A 15,704-nucleotide genomic window follows, 5' to 3' on the forward strand; every position below is an offset into this window, starting at 1 on the left:
TCAGCCATCGTCCAACATGGCCGCGATCGCCAGCCCCGCCATGTCCGCGACAGCCCCCAGTCGATCCGTGGGCGTCCCCGCGCGCGCGTCCGCCGACAGGCCCGACATCACCGTCACCATATAGTCGGCCACGACCGCCGCCTTGTCTGCATGGGTCGGGATCAGGAAGTCGCGCACCCGCTGCGCGCTTGCGGCCTTCCAGTTGCGGGCGCAGCAGGCCGCTTCGGCATCCGCGCCGCGCGCGCCCTCCAGCACCATGCAGCCGGCCGTCTGCGGATCAGCGGCGTAGATATGCGCGGCTTCGCGCAGCAGCGTGCCCAGCGAGGCGGCGGGCGGCGCGCCGGGCGCCAGCAATGCGTCGATCGGCAGGCCGTTACGCGCATAACGGCCCAGCACCTCATCGAACAAGGCGGCCTTGCTGCCGAAGGCGGCATAGAGGCTGGGCGGATTGACGCCCATCGCCTGCGCCAGCGCGGCCACGCCGACCCCGTCATAGCCCTGCGCATGGAACAGCGCCTGTGCCTGATCCAGCGCGGCTTCCCGGTCAAAGGCGCGGGGGCGGCCGCGGCTTTTCGATTTTTCTTTAACGGTCACTACAAAATTCCTTGACCCAATCGATCAGCAATTTATATAGCGATCATTACAAAAATACAAGGAAGACCGACATGACTGATTTCACCTCGAAGAAGGCCCTCGTTCTCGGCGGCAGCCGCGGCATCGGCGCCGCCATCGTACGGCGTTTCGCGGCCGACGGTGCGCAGGTGGCCTTCACCTATGCCGGGTCGCATGACGCCGCGCAGGCGCTGGCCGCAGACTCCGGGGCCAGCGCGATCCGCTCCGACGCGGCCGATCGCCAGGCGGTGATCTATGTCGTCGCAGCGCAGGGACCGCTCGACATATTGGTGGTCAATGCCGGCGCCGCCATTCTGGGCGACCCGCTGGAACAGGATGCCGACGCGATCGACCGGATGATCGACATCAATGTCCGTGCGCCCTATCATGCCGCGGTCGAGGCGGCGCGGCACATGCCCGACGGCGGCCGCATCATCGTCATCGGATCGGTCAATGGCGACCGGATGCCGTTCGAGGGCGGGGCGGCCTATGCGCTGACCAAGTCTGCGTTGCAGGGCATGGCCCGTGGCCTGGCCCGCGATTTCGGCGCGCGCGGCATTACCGTCAACATCATACAGCCCGGCCCGACCGATACCGACATGAACCCGGCGGATGGCCCGATGAGCGGCCTGATGCACGGCTTCATGGCGATCAAGCGCCATGCGACGGGGGAAGAGATTGCCGGCCTGGCCGCTTATCTGGCGGGACCGGAAGCCGGCATCATCACCGGCGCGATGCACACGATCGACGGCGGTTTCGGCGCCTGAGATTCCGCGATCAGACGGCGACGATGCCCGGCGGCCGCAGGTCGTCGGACATCAGCCACATTTCCGTGGGCGGTTGCGAGGAAAGGGCCGCGACGATCGCCTGGCCCAGGCGGGCGCGGACACAGAGTTTGTCCGCGACATTGGCGACCAGGATAGCGGCCCGGTCGGTGGGCAGGTCAGTGCGATCCATATGCCACAGGATAGGCGCCTCGATATCGGGCGCCTGCCGCTCCGCTTCGGCGACGTCGGACAATATGCGGATCGGCCACTCGTTACGACGCCGATCATCCGATGTGAGGGTGAGATGGCTATAATGACGATCGACGTCGGCGATCATCCATACGCCGGTGGCGTGCACGAAGATGATTCCGTCCGGATCGTCCAATTCACATGCGATCAAGGCCTTGACATAGGGTGCTTTCACTTTGACTGGCAAATGACTTTCGAGAAAGGATCGCGGAAAAATCTGTTCCGCCATCCTTTCTCTTTGATTTACGGCTTCTTCAATATGTCGAGCGCCAAAACCGTCATCGCCTCGCTCGCGGTGGCGATCACCTTGTCGGCTTCCGGCGCCCAGAAAGGACTGTGCAGCGATGGCAGGCTGGCCTGGCCCGTCTGCGCCGCCGCCATCTTTTCGGCCGGCACGCCGCCGACCCAGAAGATGAAGCTGTTGATGCTCTTGTCGGCGCGATAGAAACGGCTGAAATCCTCGCCGCCCATAACCGCGCTCGTCTTGATCACGCGGCCGTCGGGGAAATGGTTTTTGAGCAAACCCGCCATCTGTTCGGCGAATTCGGGCGGGTTGAAGGTGGAGGGGGTGAATTCGTCCTTCACGCTCACCACCGGCATCTTGTCCTCCGACACGCCAGCCGCGATCGCCTCGCCGCGGCTGATCCGCCGTATGCCCTCGATCAGCTTTTCGCGCGTCTCGTCCGAATAGCTGCGGACGGTCAGCAGCAACTTCGCCTCGTCGGGGATGATGTTGTGCTTGGCTCCGGCCTGGAAGCTGCCGACCGTGACGACGGCGGGGTCTTGCGGGTCTTGCTCGCGGCTGACCAGCGTCTGGAGCGAGGTGACGATCCGCGACGCCAGCACGATCGGGTCGCGGGTCGTCTGCGGATAGGCGCCATGACCGCCAAGGCCTTTCACCAAAATATCGACGCTGTCGACATTGGCCAGCGCATAGCCGGGCGTATAGCCGATCTGTCCCGCCGCCATATTGGCCGCGTCGTGGAAGGCGATGGCGTGGGTGGGCTTGGGGAAACGGGTGTAAAGCCCATCCTCCAGCATCATCCGCGCGCCCTTGCCCACTTCCTCGGCGGGTTGCAGGATCATGACCAGCGTGCCCTTCCACACGTCCTTGCGGGCGGCGAGCAACTTGGCGGTCTCGATAAAGGCGGTCATGTGCGTGTCATGGCCGCAGGCATGCATGACGCCGGTCTCGACCCCTTCGGGTGTCTTGGTGCGGACTTTGGACGCGAAGGCGAGGCCCGTCTGTTCGACCACCGGCAGTCCGTCCATGTCGGCGCGGATCAGCAGCGTCGGGCCGGACCCGTTCTTCATCACTGCGACGACGCCGGTGCCGCCGACCTTCTCGGTCACGTCGAACTTGAGCGCCTTCAGGCGCTTGGCGAGTTTGGTCGCGGTGTTGACTTCCTGCAACGACAGTTCGGGATTGGCGTGCAGATCGCGATAAAGCGTCATCAGACCATCCATGTCCTTTGCGACCGCAGCGCCGATGACGCTCTGCGCGGGCGAGGGGGGCGGCGCGGCCGGTGTTGTCTGGGCGGCGGCGATGGACAAAAGGCTGGCGGCGGCCAGAACGGCCGTGAGCGCGTGGCGCATAGTGATAATCTCCCTTGCTGGGCGGAAGCATAAGGGGATTTTACGACTGTTAAAGGGGGAGTTTCGCCCGCCGCGCGCGCTGCTGCCGGGGCGCTTTCTTGAAATCGCCATGCCGAAGCACCATTTCACAAGCGAAAGGAACGATCCGGCGCGTCATGCGTCTCTATGACGGTTCAACCTGTTGCGGCGCGACCGCGTCTGCGCTGATCTTCACGCACCCCCTGCCGCCGCTTTATTTCAGCCCCATCGCTCGAAAAATAAGGAGCCTGTCCCATGGCCCAGACATCCGCATTCTGCCTTGCGCAGCAATCGTTGCATCAGGCGCGCGCATCGTCCGAAACCCTGCCCAATGCCCGCCAGATCGCGCAACGGGCGGCCAATGCCTGGGGACGGGAAGCGGAACTGGCCGCCGGCGCCGAACGCCGCCGCGCCACCCGCGCAGTCCTTTCGGAGGACGAGGCGATCGTCGCCGAATTCCGCGCCGAAGACGACGCTGCGCGCGCTGCGCTTTGAACGACTGATTTTCAGGAAGGACCGACCATGGCCAAGGGCCAGAAGAAAACGAACCGCGAAGTGCGCAAGCCCAAGGCGGAAAAACCACCCAAGGGCAATGCGTCCAACCCCTCGACCAAACCGGGCGTGGTCGGCATCGTGACGTTGAAGAGTTGAGCATGGCGGACGATATACCTGCCGATCCGACCCAAACTCCCTCCACCGGAGGGCGCAGCATGTCCGGACGGCGCTTCATCCCGCGCAACGCCGTGCGTCTGGCCCCCGATGCCGCCGAACGGCAGGGGCGCATCACTCGCATGGCGATAGAGACGCTGGGCGCCTCGGACGCCATCCTGTTCCTCAACAGCCAGCATGACGGGCTGGCCGATCGCCCGCTGGCGCTGGCGACGACCAGCGAAGACGGGTTGCAGTCGGTTCTGCGCCTGCTGACGCCGGCGGCGACCTGATAGCCATGACGCCCATCGGCCGGTCAACGGCCGATGGGCATTTTTCTCCTACTGCGCGGTCCAGCCGCCATCGATGCTCAGATTCGCGCCGGTGATGTTGGCCGCGGCATCGCTGCACAGGAACAAGGCGGTGGCCGCGACCTGCTCGGCCGTCACGAACGTCTTGGTCGGCTGGCCGGCCAGCAGCACGTCGTTCATCACCTGCTCGCGCGTCATGTTCCGCGCCTTCATCGTGTCGGGAATCTGGTTTTCGACCAGCGGCGTCCAGACATAGCCGGGCGATATGCAGTTGGCGGTGATGCCATCGGTCGCCACTTCCAGCGCCACCGTCTTGGTGAAGCCCGCCAGTCCGTGCTTGGCGGTCACATAGGCGCTTTTGAAGGGCGACGCGACCAGAGAATGGGCCGACGCGGTCTGGATGATGCGCCCCCATTTCTTCGATTTCATATAGGGGATCGCCAGCCGACTGGTGTGGAAGGCCGCGTTCAGATTGAGCGCGATGATAAGATCCCATTTGTCGATCGGAAACTCTTCCACCGGCGCGACATGCTGCATCCCGGCATTGTTGATCAGGATATCCACGCCGCCGAATGTGTCGGCGGCTTGGCTCATCATCGCCTCGATCTGATCGACCCTGGTAAGGTCATGGCCGCAATAAAGCGCCTTGGCGCCGCTCAGCGCCTCCAGCCCGACGCGCTCCTTTTCGATCGCATCGGACTCGCCGAAACCGTTGATGACGATATTGGCGCCTTCGCCGGCCAGAACCTTGGCATAGGCGAGGCCGATGCCGGATGTGGACCCGGTGATAAGGGCCGTCTTGCCCGCCAAGCTCTTGCTCATGCCTTCTTCTCCTTCAGGTGATCCGGTGCGTCGAGGTCGAAGGTCGCGCTCTTGCCGTCGAGGATGTTGCGCGCGATCAGATCGCCCTTGTGCATCACTTCCTCCACCGCATCGCGCCCCTGGCTCCAATGATCCAGCATGGTCGAGCGGGAAAATTCGAAATCCTTCGCTCCGCTTTCCCAGGCGCGCGACCGATAGATCAGGTGGACGATGTTGACTGAACCCTGATCCAGGCACTGGCGCAGCGCCTGCGCCTCGCTTTCGTCCTGCAATTCGGGCGGCAGCTTGTCGAGCAGCGCCTTGATCGCGCCATGCTCGCGGCGCAGACGCAGATATTGGTCCGTCACCTGCCGGGTGCGGCTGCTATACTGGATGTCCTTCATGCGCGAATAGACGTCGGTCATCTGCCGCGGCATTGGCCCTTCGGCGGGGAAGAGGTCGACCTGGAACACCAGCATATCCTCGGTCTGGTGATTGAGGACATGGGCCAGCGGCGTATTGGACACAATGCCGCCGTCCCAATACCAGCGCCCGTCAATCTCGATCGGGGGCAGGCCGGGGGGCAGGGCGCCCGACGCCATGATGTGGCGCGCGTCGATCCGGGTATTGCCGCCGGGACCGCGCGTGTCCCAATAGGCGAAATTGCCCGTTTCCACATCGACCGCGCCCACCGACAGGCGGACGGGGCCGTCGTTCAGCAAATCCCAGTCGACGCAGGCGTCCAGCGTGTCCTTCAATGGCGCGCTGTCGTAGAAACTGATCGCACCCGGCGTGCCTTCCGGCATCAACGGCGCGGGCCACAGGCGCGGACGGAACATGCCCGGCACGCCGAAGGTGGCGACAGCGCTCGCCGCCCCAAGATGCATCGCTTCGCGGATATGGTCGATTTCCGGGAGGATCATGTTGGGCATCCCGCCCGATACGGTATACCAGAATTTCTTCAGCCGGCTGAGTCGCCGATGCGGCAGGTTACCCGCGATGATCGCCGCGTTGATCGCGCCGATCGATATGCCCGCGACCCAGCTGACATCGACGCCCAGCTCGTCCAGGCGTTCATAGGCGCCGGACTGGAAAGATCCCAGCGCCCCGCCGCCCTGCAACAGCAACGCGACCTCGCGGGGGAGGGGAAGGGGTGTGCGCGCGCGGCGAAGCGGTTTCGCTTCCGACGCCTTGGGTTCCATATCAGCCATGTCGCAGTGCAATATAGTCTTTGGCGTCATGATTCCAACTTAATGTCTCGTAACAAATCACTTGTCGCCGCAACCTTCATGTCGGCGGACTGTTCCCCGAAGACATTGAATCGCGTAGGCAACGATCAAGAGAAAAGGAGGGCGCCATGCGGCTCGACGACGAACAGGAAAGCAGCCATTACGAGGTGCAGGACGGCCGTGGCGGCGGCGGTTTGGCCGGAGGCCTAGGCGGCGGGCTTGGCATGTTGCTGCCGTTGATCGGCAGCCGTTTCGGATGCGGCGGGATCGTCGTGGTCCTGATCATCATGGTCGTCATGGGCATGAATCCATTGAGCCTGATCGGCGGCGGCGGTGGACAGCAGGTGCAAACCGAACGACCCGCGACCGGCGCGCTGAGCGACATACAGCGCACTTCGCTCAAAGTGCTGGGATCGACCGAACGCCGCTGGACCGACATCTTCAAGGCGGAGGGGCAACAATATCCCCCGCCCACCCTGGTCTTCTATAGCCAGAACGGCCAGTCGGGCTGCGGCGCGGCGCAATCGGCGATGGGGCCATTTTACTGCCCGGCCGACCAGCGCATCTATATCGACACCGATTTCTTCAACGAGATGGAAAGCCGCTTCAACGCGCCGGGCGATTTCCCGATCGGCTATATCATCGCGCATGAGGTCGGCCACCATATCCAGACCATCACCGGCGAAGCGGACAAGATTCGCAAGGCGCAGCAGCGCGCCAGCGAGGCGGAAGGCAATGCGCTGCAGGTGAAGATGGAATTGCAGGCCGACTGTTATGCCGGCGTATGGGCCGCGCGCGACACCAATTTGATGGAGGCGGGCGACCTGGAGGAAGGGATGCGCGCGGCGCAGGCGATCGGCGACGACACGCTCCAGAAATCGGCCGGGCGGCGGCCTGTGCCCGAAAGCTTCACCCACGGCACCGGCGCGCAGCGGACGGAATGGCTGCGCAAGGGGCTGTCGACCGGCGATCCTGCCCAGTGCGATACGTTCCAGGGCGCGATCTGACCCTTATTCCGAATTGGGCGATCCGGCGGGGGCGTCCTGCGGCGAAAAGCCGGGTGCCATGCCGCCGGTCATCGGCGGGGCCGATGTGTCGGGCAGGCCGGCGCCCGGCGCCAGCGCGGGCTGATCCGCACCGGCCATGGGCTGGCCGAAGGATGTTGCAGCCTCTACCGAAGGCGCGCCCGGCGTCACGACCGGCGCAGCCGGCACGGGGGGAGGCGGCGGCGGCACGTCGGGCTTGATAGCGGATTGGTCCTGCTGCGGGGCGTTGGGCTGGGGCAGGAAAGCCTGGGTCGCCATGACGATCAGCGGCGCGGCCAGCAGCGTGGCGATGGCGAAATTGCGATAGAGCATGAGCGTGCGACTTTTCTGGAAAGATAAGCGCCGACTTCTATCCGCTATGGGTAAATAAAACCCTGCCATGCCTTCGGCCTGATCGAACAGGCCGACCTGAGCAGGATCAGTGCCGGTCCAGCTTCGTCAGCAACGCCAACATATCATCTGGCACCGCGTCTCGGCCGGGCGCAAAGGTCGCACGCAATGCGTTGCCGACACCTTCATAAGGCTCCGGCAAGGCGACGGTCACGATGTGACCGGCGCCGCTTTTGCGGTCCGGTGCCGATCGGCCGACAACTTTGTGCTGGATGTCCATGAAGGACTGAACGGCTTTGTAGGCCAAAAGTTTCTGGCATTCGTCGCAAGCCCAAGCGATAGCGCCCGAAGATAAGGGAGAGCAGACGTGACCGACTGGCTGGAAACGCAAGCCCGGATCAGGGGCCATTCGCCTTTTCTGGCGCGCGCGCTGGACCGTTTTCCTAAGGTGACCGAACGGCTGGCGGCGGGCGACCATGACGGCGCGCTGGGGGCGGCGCTGGCGGCGGGCAGCCCGGAGGACGGCGTCGCCCGGTCGCTGCGCCGCCGTCGCGGGGCGATCGCGCTGGCGGTGGCCGCCGCCGATCTGGCGGGCGTCTGGGACATGGATCGCGTCACCCGCACCCTCTCCGACTTTGCCGACCAGGCGCTGGAGGAGGCGCTCGCCGCCGTGATGCAGGAACGCTATCCCGATGCCGAGCATCGCGGTTTCGTCGTCCTTGCTCTGGGCAAGCATGGCAGTCGCGAGCTGAACTACTCGTCGGATATCGACCCGATCCTGCTCTACGACCCCGCCACCCTGCCACATCGCGAGCGGGAGGATGTGGCCGACGCCGCCGTGCGCATCGGCCGCCGGATGAGCGAATTGCTCACCGCCCGCGATGGCGACGGCTATGTCTTTCGCGTCGACCTGCGCCTGCGGCCCTCGCCAGAGGCGACGCCGATCGCCTTGCCGGTGGAGGCGGCGATCGGCTATTATGAATCGACCGCGATGGGATGGGAACAGGCCGCCTTCATCCGCGCGCGCCCGGCGGCCGGCGATATTGCGCTGGGCGATTATTTCATGCGCCAGATCCGTCCCTTCGTCTGGCGGCGCAGCCTGGATTTCGGCGCGATCGACGCGATTGTCGATATCAGCCGCCGCATCCGCGACCATTATGCGCAGGGGCAGGCGTTCGGGCCAGGCTATGACCTGAAACGCGGCCGCGGCGGCATTCGCGAGGTCGAATTTTTCGCGCAGGTGCATCAACTCATCCATGGCGGCCGCGACCCGTCGCTGCGATCGGGCAACACACGCGAGGCGCTGGCGGCGCTCGCGGCGGCGAACGTGATCGACCGCGACGTCGCCGCGCGGCTGGACGCGGCCTATATCCTGTTCCGCACCATCGAACATCGGCTCCAGATGGTGGAGGACCACCAGACCCATGAACTGCCAAAATCCGCCGCCAACCTCGACAATGTCGCGCAACTTCACGGCCTGCCGGACGCGGCGGCGCTGCTCGACCTTCTGCGTTCGCATGTGGAATGGGTCGGCCGCAACTATGATCGCCTGAGCCCGCAAAAGGACGACGCCGGGCTCTCCCAGGACGAGGAGCGGCTAAAGGCGCAACTCATCGAGATCGGTTTTGCCGACCCCGAAACCCCGCTCGCCCGCATCGCCCACTGGCGCGGCGGCACGGTCCGGGCGCTGCGCAGCGCGCCGTCGCGCGAGGCGCTGGAGGCGCTGATGCCCGGCCTGATGCGCGCTCTGGCCAAGGCGCCCGACCCCAGCCGCGCGCTCAACCGGCTGGACGACATGATCGGCCGACTGCCCAGCGCGATCAACTTCTTCAAACTGCTCGCCGCGCGCCCCGCCTTGGTCGAATTGCTGGCCGAGATATTGAGCCACGCCCCGACTTTGGCCGATGCGCTGGGGCGCCGCGCGGAACTGATCGACGGCCTGATCGACGCCACCGCTTTCGACCCGCCGCCGCCGGTGCCGCAACTGGCGCAGCAACTGGGCGCATTGGAGCCGGGCGAGGATTATCAGGCGCTGCTCGACCGGGTGCGCCAGCGGGTGGGCGACCGCCGCTTCGCGCTGGGCGCGCAGATCATCCGCGGCGGCGATCCGCTGGAGGCGGGCAGGGGGTATGGCCGCGTCGCCGAAGCCGCGATCGAGGCGCTGGCCGCCGCCACCGTGGCCGAATTTGAAATCGTCCATGGCAAGGTGCCGGGCGGCGAAATGGTGATCCTGGCGCTGGGCCGTATGGGCGGCGGCGTGCTGACCCACGCCTCCGACCTCGATCTTGTCTATCTCTTCACCGGCGATTTCTCGACCGAATCGGATGGGCGCAAGCCGCTGGGCGCAACCCAATATTTCAACCGCCTTGCCCAGCGCATCACCAACGCTCTGTCAGTCGCCACCGCTTTCGGCCCGCTCTATGAGGTCGATACGCGATTGCGTCCATCGGGTGCCCAGGGGCTATTGGCGGTCAGCCTCGACAGTTTCGCAAAATATCAGCGGGAGGACGCCTGGACGTGGGAGCATCTGGCGCTCACCCGCGCCCGGCCTGTCTTCGGTTCGCCCGCCGCGCGCGCGGCGACCGACGCTGTCCTGATCGAAACGCTCCGACGTCCGCGCGATTTCGACGAGCTGGCGCGCCAGGCAGTGAAGATGCGCGGCGACATCGCCAAGCATAAGCCGCCGGCCAGCGACCTCGACGTCAAACTCGTGCCGGGCGGCCTCGTCGATCTGGAATTTCTAATCCATGTGAACCAGTTCCGCCACGGCATGGCATTTGACCCGGATTTGGGCCAGGCGCTGGCCGAATTGGTCTCGTCCGGCCATCTGCCTGCCGACTTGATCGCCGCGCATGACCTCATCACTCGCTATCTGGTGGTGTCGCGTTTGGTGTCGCCCAAATCGACCGAGCCGGCAGAGGCGACGCGGCCGCTGGTCGCCCGCGCCTGCGGCGTGGCCGATTGGGACGGGCTGCTTGCAAGCTATGCCAAGGCGCGGCAATGCGTGGGCGAGGCCTGGGCCGCGCTCGCCGCGCCCTATCAGGAGGAACTATGATGCTGGAACAGGGTATGTCGGTCCCCGCCGTGACGCTGACCGACGCCGACGGCGTGGATTTCACGCTGGACGCTTATCAGGGCAAGCCGCTGGTCGTCTATTTCTATCCCAAGGCGGACACGCCCGGCTGCACCAACGAGGCGAAAGATTTCACCGCGCTGGCCGATGATTTCGCCGCTGCTGGCATGCCGATCGTGGGTATTTCCAAGGACAAGCCGGGCAAGCTCAAGAAATTCGCCGACAAATATGGCCTGCGCGTCATCTTGGCCTCCGACGAATCGGGCGCCGCTTGCGAGGCGTTCGGCACCTGGGTCGAAAAGTCGCTCTATGGCCGCAAATATATGGGGATAGAGCGCGCGACCTTCCTGGTCGGCGCGGACGGCGCGATCCTGCGGATCTGGCACAAGGTGAAGGTCAAGGGCCACGCCGCAGAGGTGCTGGAGGCGGTGCAGGCGCTTTGACCCTGCCCATTGTCGTGACGAGCGTGGGCGCGGGGTGCGCCCATGTCCTGCTGACGTCCGATCCGCGCGCCAAGCTGATGGCCGCACGCGCGGTGGCGCGGGCGTGGCGGCAGGGACGGCTGGCGCATCGGTTCGACGTCGTTTTGCCGGATCGGCCCGCGCGGCCCGCCACGCCTATACTGTTGCCGCCCGGCCAGATGCCACGGCGCGGCAAGATCGGTTCGGATCGCGCGCGGATCGCCATGCTCCATGCGATCGCCCATATCGAATGCGTCGCAATCGATCTCGCCTTCGACCTGATCGGCCGTTTCGGCGGGCAGTTTCCTGCCGCTTTCACCGACGAATGGATGCAGGTCGGGGCGGAGGAGGCGATGCATTTCGCGCTGCTGGACCGCCGCCTGCGCCAGATGGGCAGCCATTATGGCGCGCTGCCCGCGCATGATGGCCTGTGGCAGGCGGCGGAGGAAACGGCGGGCGATGCGCTCGCACGGCTCGCTATCGTGCCCATGGTGCTGGAAGCGCGGGCGCTCGACATCACGCCGGCCACGATCGAACGGTTCGAAATGGTGGGTGACATGGTGTCCGGCCGGATGCTGCGACGCATTATGATGGACGAGATTCGTCACGTCGCGGCCGGGACGAAATGGTTCATCGCGGCGACGAACAGATTGGGCGTAGAGGCGGCCAATCATTACCAAATGCTTGTGAAACGCCATTTTCGCGGCAGCGTTAAGCCGCCGTTCAACGACTCGGCGCGTCGACAGGCCGGTCTGACGGAAGAATTCTACGTCGCGCTTGCAACATGACCGGCGATTTGCAGTCTGCATCCGGCGGGGGCGATCCAGGTCGCCAATAAATTAAACACGGGAAGCGCCGAGGGGCATAAGCCTCCGGTGACATAGTCGGGGTCTGCATGTCGGTTCTTCACAATGTAAATGCTCGCGGTTCGCGTTGGTTCCAAACGAGCAAGGTTAAGACAATTTTTGCCAATATCGGGGCCAGCATCGGGATCGTCGGCGCGCTCTGCGCGACCGCCCCGGTCCAAGCTACCGAAAGCGACGACCCCTATGGCGACGCTTCGGAAATCAACACCAGCGCGCTCGGCCCGTCCGACGTCGGCTTCTCCAACCTCTTCTCCAGCCTGCAGCGCCTTGATGGCAATGCCAAGACCGCGGCCTATATCCCGTCGGGTCGCCCCGTCGAAAAGCTGATCCTGACCTCAAATTTCGGCGTGCGGTCCGACCCGTTCAACCGCGCCGCCCGGATGCACAAGGGCATCGATATTCCCGGCCCGATCGGCACGCCGATCCACGCGACGGCCGACGGCATCATCAGCCGCGCCGGCTGGGCCAGCGGCTACGGCAACCTGGTCCAGATTTCGCACGGCAGCGGCATGGAAACGCGCTACGGCCATATGTCGAAGCTGCTGGTCGCCGAAAATAGCTATGTGAAACGCGGCCAGATCATCGGCCTGATGGGTTCGACCGGCCGCTCGACCGGCAGCCACCTCCATTATGAAGTCCGCGTCGATGGTGCCGCGATCAACCCGCTGCCCTTCGTCGCCGGCCCCGACTATCTGGTCGCGATGAACACCAAGCCGCCGCTCGCGATGGGCGGCCCGACCAAGGCGCAGGAACAGGCCGCAGACTAAGGTCCGTTTTGCCGACATTCGTACAAGGCCCGGCGCCCTATGGGTTGCCGGGCCTTTTGCTTGACCCTATCTAGGCAGCATGGCCGACATTGATCTTACCCCTTCCGCTGCCGCGCGTGTCGCTGCGATCGCCGCAAAGCAGGGCAAGCCCGCGATTTTGCGGCTGGCCGTGGAGGGCGGGGGATGTTCCGGCTTCCAATATCGCTTTGGCTTGGCCGAAGGCGTCGAGGTGGACGACCTGTCGGTCGAGCGCGACGGCGTGACGCTGGTGGTCGATGATGTCAGCCTGGACCTGGTTCGCGGCTCGGCCGTCGATTTCGTGTCCGACCTGGGTGGCGCAGCCTTCAAAGTGACCAATCCCAACGCGACCGCCGGCTGCGGTTGCGGGACCAGCTTCTCGGTCTGATTTTCTCATTGACGGGCTCTCGCGAAGGCGGGAGCCCGGTTCGGCGGTTGAGACTGGGCTCCCGCCTTCGCGAGCGCCTATTTCATGCTATGGGCGGGTCAGTGAGATAAGATTCGAAACGGATTGCCAGCCATGCGCATCGCCACCTTCAACATCAACGGCATCAAGGCGCGCCTGCCCCGCCTGCTGGAATGGCTGGACGAAACGCAGCCCGACATCGCCTGTCTTCAGGAAATCAAGACCAGCGACGAAACCTTCCCGGTCAAGGATATCGAGGAGGCCGGCTATGGCGTGATCTGGCACGGGCAGAAGGGCTTCAACGGCGTCGCCATCCTGGCGCGCGGCGAAACCCCGATCGAGGTGCGCCGCGGGCTGGAGGGGGAGCCAGAGGACGAGCATAGCCGCTATCTGGAAGCCGATGTGAAGGGCGTGCGCGTCGCGTCCATCTACCTGCCCAACGGCAATCCGCAGCCCGGTCCCAAATTCGATTACAAGCTGCGCTGGATGAAGCGCCTGCGCGACCGTGCGACCGAAATCTGGGCGGAGGAAATCCCCGCCATCCTGGCTGGCGACTATAATGTCATCCCGCGCGATGTGGACACGTTTTCGGTCAAGGCGATGCAGGACGATGCGCTGATGCAACCTGAAAGCCGCGAGGCCTATCGCCGTCTGCTCGGCGACGGCTGGACCGACGCGCTTCTCGCCCGCCATCCCGCAGGCGGCGTGTGGACCTTCTGGGACTATCAGGCGAACAGCTGGCCGCGCGACGCGGGCTTCCGCATCGACCATCTGCTGCTCAGCCCCACCGCCGCCGACCGCCTGGTCGATGCGCAGGTCGACAAGGAATTTCGCGGCCGGGAAAAGGCCAGCGACCATGCCCCGACCTGGGTGGAACTGCTTCCGGCATAATTATACCCGGATTATATTGACGCAATTAATGCCGGGTAATAATGATCATGTCGAAGGGGATTCGGCATGGAACGGACATTGACGGCTTTTGCAGGCGATCTGTGGATCGCGACCGGCGACGACGGGGAAGTGCGCGAGGCGCTGCGCGCCATGGGCAACGACCACCAGTCCGTCCTGCTGTTCGACGACGCCACTGGCCGACAGGTCGATATCGACCTGCGTGCTGGACCAACGGTCGCGCCGCGGGGCAGGGGGCGCCCGAAACTGGGGGTGCAACCGCGTGAGATCACATTATTACCGCGCCATTGGGACTGGCTCGCCACCCAGTCAGGCGGCGCATCCGCCACGGTCCGGCGACTGGTGGAAGCGGCGCGCAAGGCCGATGCGGACAAGCCCGGCCCGCGTGCGGCCATGGATGCGGCCTATCATTTCATGACGGCGATGGCGGGCGACCGGCCCGGCTATGAAGCGGCGATCCGGGCGCTCTATGCAAAGGACGAACACCTGTTCAATTCGCTGTCTCAGGACTGGCCATCGGGCATCCGCGACCACGCCCGCGCGCTGGCGGCGCCGGCGTTCCTGTAGGCCTGTCGAACCGTTCGGGCACGGTTGGGCGAACGGATGTGGACTTTATAGAACCTACGCCGCCAGCCGCAAAAACGGCACGGGCTGGGTCGACCGCAGCACGATCGGCTTGCCTTCCGACGCCTCGAACAACTCGCCGTCCAGGATCACGCTGCTGCGATCGCCTTCGATACGGATCGTGTCGCCCTGTTCCAGATGGATGCCCTGCATCTTGTGCTTGCCCACCCGTTTGAACAGGCTGCCCCAGACCAGGCGCAGCAGAGCGGGGAGATTCTGGTCCACCGCCATCAGCTTCATATTGCCGCTTCGGCTGTCGCCGGGGTCCACGCCCAGCAAAAGCCGTTCCAACGTGGTCACGATCAGCACCGCAAAACGGCCGACCAACTGGCCGTCGCGAATCAGCGATATCCGCACCGGATTGCCCGAAGGCGGCAGGAATTTGGCGCGGATGCCGAAAAGCAGCGAAAACACCACCGCAAGGGCGGTGATGACATGGCTTAACCCGTTGGATAGGCCCAGCGGATAGATTTGGTTGCGGCAATAGAGCATGTAATCGGCCAGCCCCGCGCCGCCCAGGAACATGCCCAGCACCGGGCGGCTGCCGACCGCGCCATCGGACAGGGCGATCAGTTCGCGCGCGACGACATGATCGTCCACGCCCGCCTTGGCGATCGCCACGATCCGCTCCAGCGCTTTGATCGGGTCGCCATGGATGCCCAGGTCCAGCGCGATCAGGTTGGTCTTGCCATTGGGCAGCACCGCGATCGGCGGCACCCGGCCTTTGAAATGTTCGCCCTGATAGAGTTCGGTCAGCGAGGCCTGCACCGTCCCGTCGCCGCCATTGATGACGATGACGACCGGATCGACGCGGGCGATCGTCTGGAACGCCCGGCCGATCTGATCGACCTGCTCCACCTCATAATGGAAGATATCGGGGTTGCTGGCGCAATAGCTGCGCACCAGCGGAAGGGTCTGCCGGTTGCCCGTGGACTTGGGATTGGACAGGAGCGCGACGCAGACCATGGCTTTG

Annotated in this window: 20 protein-coding genes; 12 read left to right on the top strand and 8 right to left on the bottom strand. The window is 64.8% G+C overall.

Annotated features, from left to right (window positions below):
* A complete protein-coding gene (locus tag V473_RS03790; RefSeq protein WP_066600801.1) occupies positions 1–594 on the bottom strand; it encodes a TetR/AcrR family transcriptional regulator in 594 nt (197 codons plus the stop codon).
* Positions 595–665: 71 nt separating this feature from the next.
* Here V473_RS03790 and bdcA point away from each other — a divergent pair, with 71 nt between their 5' ends.
* Positions 666–1,379 (top strand): SDR family oxidoreductase, encoded by a 714-nt coding sequence (gene bdcA / locus V473_RS03795; RefSeq protein WP_066604979.1) that lies wholly within the window; start codon positions 666–668, stop codon positions 1,377–1,379.
* A 10-nt stretch (positions 1,380–1,389) separates the two neighbouring features.
* On the opposite strand, the gene V473_RS03800 is transcribed toward bdcA, so the two are convergent.
* Positions 1,390–1,737, bottom strand: a complete 348-nt coding sequence (locus V473_RS03800) for a hypothetical protein (protein WP_148648320.1) — start codon at positions 1,735–1,737, stop codon at positions 1,390–1,392.
* Between the two features lie 134 nt (positions 1,738–1,871).
* Entirely contained in the window at positions 1,872–3,224 is a 1,353-nt protein-coding gene (locus V473_RS03805) for an amidohydrolase (protein WP_066600805.1), read from the bottom strand.
* 273 nt (positions 3,225–3,497) lie between these two features.
* Here V473_RS03805 and V473_RS03810 point away from each other — a divergent pair, with 273 nt between their 5' ends.
* The 3 genes from V473_RS03810 to V473_RS03815 are packed head-to-tail and all read left to right on the top strand — an operon-like array spanning position 3,498 to position 4,183.
* Complete coding sequence (locus V473_RS03810) at positions 3,498–3,737, top strand: hypothetical protein (RefSeq protein WP_244884335.1); 240 nt, start codon at positions 3,498–3,500, stop codon at positions 3,735–3,737.
* Positions 3,738–3,764: 27 nt separating this feature from the next.
* The gene (locus tag V473_RS24510) at positions 3,765–3,893 is read left to right on the top strand and encodes a hypothetical protein (RefSeq protein WP_269076424.1); all 129 of its coding nucleotides are present in this window, start codon (positions 3,765–3,767) and stop codon (positions 3,891–3,893) included.
* Positions 3,894–3,895: 2 nt separating this feature from the next.
* Positions 3,896–4,183, top strand: a complete 288-nt coding sequence (locus V473_RS03815; RefSeq protein ID WP_066600808.1) for a hypothetical protein — start codon at positions 3,896–3,898, stop codon at positions 4,181–4,183.
* A 48-nt stretch (positions 4,184–4,231) separates the two neighbouring features.
* Here the strand turns inward: V473_RS03815 and V473_RS03820 are convergent, their stop codons facing one another.
* Positions 4,232–5,023 carry a 3-hydroxybutyrate dehydrogenase gene (locus tag V473_RS03820; RefSeq protein ID WP_066600810.1) on the bottom strand — a complete coding sequence of 264 codons (792 nt, stop codon included), beginning with the start codon at positions 5,021–5,023 and terminating at the stop codon, positions 4,232–4,234.
* On the bottom strand, positions 5,020–6,213 hold the full coding sequence (locus V473_RS03825) for a DUF3734 domain-containing protein (RefSeq protein ID WP_066600812.1): 1,194 nt from the start codon (positions 6,211–6,213) through the stop codon (positions 5,020–5,022). Before V473_RS03825 ends, V473_RS03820 begins: the two co-directional genes overlap by 4 nt.
* Positions 6,214–6,359: 146 nt before the next feature.
* On the opposite strand from V473_RS03825, the gene ypfJ reads away from it, so the two are divergent.
* Positions 6,360–7,238, top strand: coding sequence for a KPN_02809 family neutral zinc metallopeptidase (gene ypfJ, locus V473_RS03830; RefSeq protein ID WP_066600813.1), 879 nt, complete (start codon positions 6,360–6,362; stop codon positions 7,236–7,238).
* 3 nt (positions 7,239–7,241) lie between these two features.
* On the opposite strand, the gene V473_RS03835 is transcribed toward ypfJ, so the two are convergent.
* Both V473_RS03835 and V473_RS03840 read right to left on the bottom strand, forming a co-directional pair.
* Entirely contained in the window at positions 7,242–7,589 is a 348-nt protein-coding gene (locus tag V473_RS03835) for a hypothetical protein (protein ID WP_066600819.1), read from the bottom strand.
* Between the two features lie 106 nt (positions 7,590–7,695).
* A complete protein-coding gene (locus V473_RS03840; protein ID WP_330219408.1) occupies positions 7,696–7,914 on the bottom strand; it encodes a hypothetical protein in 219 nt (72 codons plus the stop codon).
* Between the two features lie 60 nt (positions 7,915–7,974).
* On the opposite strand from V473_RS03840, the gene V473_RS03845 reads away from it, so the two are divergent.
* The 7 genes from V473_RS03845 to V473_RS03875 all read left to right on the top strand — a co-directional run bounded on the left by V473_RS03845 (position 7,975) and on the right by V473_RS03875 (position 14,674).
* Positions 7,975–10,662 (top strand): bifunctional [glutamine synthetase] adenylyltransferase/[glutamine synthetase]-adenylyl-L-tyrosine phosphorylase, encoded by a 2,688-nt coding sequence (locus V473_RS03845; protein WP_066600822.1) that lies wholly within the window; start codon positions 7,975–7,977, stop codon positions 10,660–10,662.
* Positions 10,662–11,123, top strand: a complete 462-nt coding sequence (gene bcp / locus V473_RS03850; protein WP_066604982.1) for a thioredoxin-dependent thiol peroxidase — start codon at positions 10,662–10,664, stop codon at positions 11,121–11,123. The genes V473_RS03845 and bcp overlap by 1 nt, the downstream gene beginning before the upstream one ends.
* On the top strand, positions 11,120–11,929 hold the full coding sequence (locus V473_RS03855; RefSeq protein ID WP_066600824.1) for a ferritin-like domain-containing protein: 810 nt from the start codon (positions 11,120–11,122) through the stop codon (positions 11,927–11,929). The genes bcp and V473_RS03855 overlap by 4 nt, the downstream gene beginning before the upstream one ends.
* Before the next feature lie 107 nt (positions 11,930–12,036).
* Positions 12,037–12,774 carry a M23 family metallopeptidase gene (locus V473_RS03860; RefSeq protein WP_082678969.1) on the top strand — a complete coding sequence of 246 codons (738 nt, stop codon included), beginning with the start codon at positions 12,037–12,039 and terminating at the stop codon, positions 12,772–12,774.
* Positions 12,775–12,853: 79 nt separating this feature from the next.
* Entirely contained in the window at positions 12,854–13,180 is a 327-nt protein-coding gene (erpA, locus tag V473_RS03865; RefSeq protein ID WP_066600826.1) for an iron-sulfur cluster insertion protein ErpA, read from the top strand.
* Positions 13,181–13,312: 132 nt separating this feature from the next.
* Complete coding sequence (xth, locus tag V473_RS03870) at positions 13,313–14,089, top strand: exodeoxyribonuclease III (protein WP_066600828.1); 777 nt, start codon at positions 13,313–13,315, stop codon at positions 14,087–14,089.
* A 66-nt stretch (positions 14,090–14,155) separates the two neighbouring features.
* On the top strand, positions 14,156–14,674 hold the full coding sequence (locus V473_RS03875; RefSeq protein WP_066600830.1) for a DUF2239 family protein: 519 nt from the start codon (positions 14,156–14,158) through the stop codon (positions 14,672–14,674).
* 54 nt (positions 14,675–14,728) lie between these two features.
* On the opposite strand, the gene V473_RS03880 is transcribed toward V473_RS03875, so the two are convergent.
* Positions 14,729–15,697: a diacylglycerol/lipid kinase family protein gene (locus tag V473_RS03880; protein WP_066600832.1), complete on the bottom strand. Its 969-nt coding sequence runs from the start codon at positions 15,695–15,697 to the stop codon at positions 14,729–14,731.
* Positions 15,698–15,704: the final 7 nt, after the last annotated feature.

It is taken from the genome of Sphingobium cupriresistens LL01 (assembly GCF_001046645.1).
Taxonomy (GTDB): domain Bacteria; phylum Pseudomonadota; class Alphaproteobacteria; order Sphingomonadales; family Sphingomonadaceae; genus Sphingobium; species Sphingobium cupriresistens.

What these genes read in the sequence shown, in the direction of transcription:
- V473_RS24510 (WP_269076424.1), top strand. Translation starts at nt 3,765, where the DNA reads ATGGCCAAGGGCCAGAAGAAAACGAACCGCGAAGTGCGCAAGCCCAAG.
- erpA (WP_066600826.1), top strand. Translation starts at nt 12,854, where the DNA reads ATGGCCGACATTGATCTTACCCCTTCCGCTGCCGCGCGTGTCGCTGCG.
- V473_RS03815 (WP_066600808.1), top strand. Translation starts at nt 3,896, where the DNA reads ATGGCGGACGATATACCTGCCGATCCGACCCAAACTCCCTCCACCGGA.
- ypfJ (WP_066600813.1), top strand. Translation starts at nt 6,360, where the DNA reads ATGCGGCTCGACGACGAACAGGAAAGCAGCCATTACGAGGTGCAGGAC.
- V473_RS03820 (WP_066600810.1), bottom strand. Translation starts at nt 5,023, where the DNA reads ATGAGCAAGAGCTTGGCGGGCAAGACGGCCCTTATCACCGGGTCCACA.
- V473_RS03860 (WP_082678969.1), top strand. Translation starts at nt 12,037, where the DNA reads ATGTCGGTTCTTCACAATGTAAATGCTCGCGGTTCGCGTTGGTTCCAA.
- V473_RS03805 (WP_066600805.1), bottom strand. Translation starts at nt 3,224, where the DNA reads ATGCGCCACGCGCTCACGGCCGTTCTGGCCGCCGCCAGCCTTTTGTCC.
- V473_RS03880 (WP_066600832.1), bottom strand. Translation starts at nt 15,697, where the DNA reads ATGGTCTGCGTCGCGCTCCTGTCCAATCCCAAGTCCACGGGCAACCGG.
- V473_RS03835 (WP_066600819.1), bottom strand. Translation starts at nt 7,589, where the DNA reads ATGCTCTATCGCAATTTCGCCATCGCCACGCTGCTGGCCGCGCCGCTG.
- V473_RS03810 (WP_244884335.1), top strand. Translation starts at nt 3,498, where the DNA reads ATGGCCCAGACATCCGCATTCTGCCTTGCGCAGCAATCGTTGCATCAG.
- bdcA (WP_066604979.1), top strand. Translation starts at nt 666, where the DNA reads ATGACTGATTTCACCTCGAAGAAGGCCCTCGTTCTCGGCGGCAGCCGC.
- xth (WP_066600828.1), top strand. Translation starts at nt 13,313, where the DNA reads ATGCGCATCGCCACCTTCAACATCAACGGCATCAAGGCGCGCCTGCCC.
- V473_RS03825 (WP_066600812.1), bottom strand. Translation starts at nt 6,213, where the DNA reads ATGGCTGATATGGAACCCAAGGCGTCGGAAGCGAAACCGCTTCGCCGC.
- V473_RS03875 (WP_066600830.1), top strand. Translation starts at nt 14,156, where the DNA reads ATGGAACGGACATTGACGGCTTTTGCAGGCGATCTGTGGATCGCGACC.
- bcp (WP_066604982.1), top strand. Translation starts at nt 10,662, where the DNA reads ATGCTGGAACAGGGTATGTCGGTCCCCGCCGTGACGCTGACCGACGCC.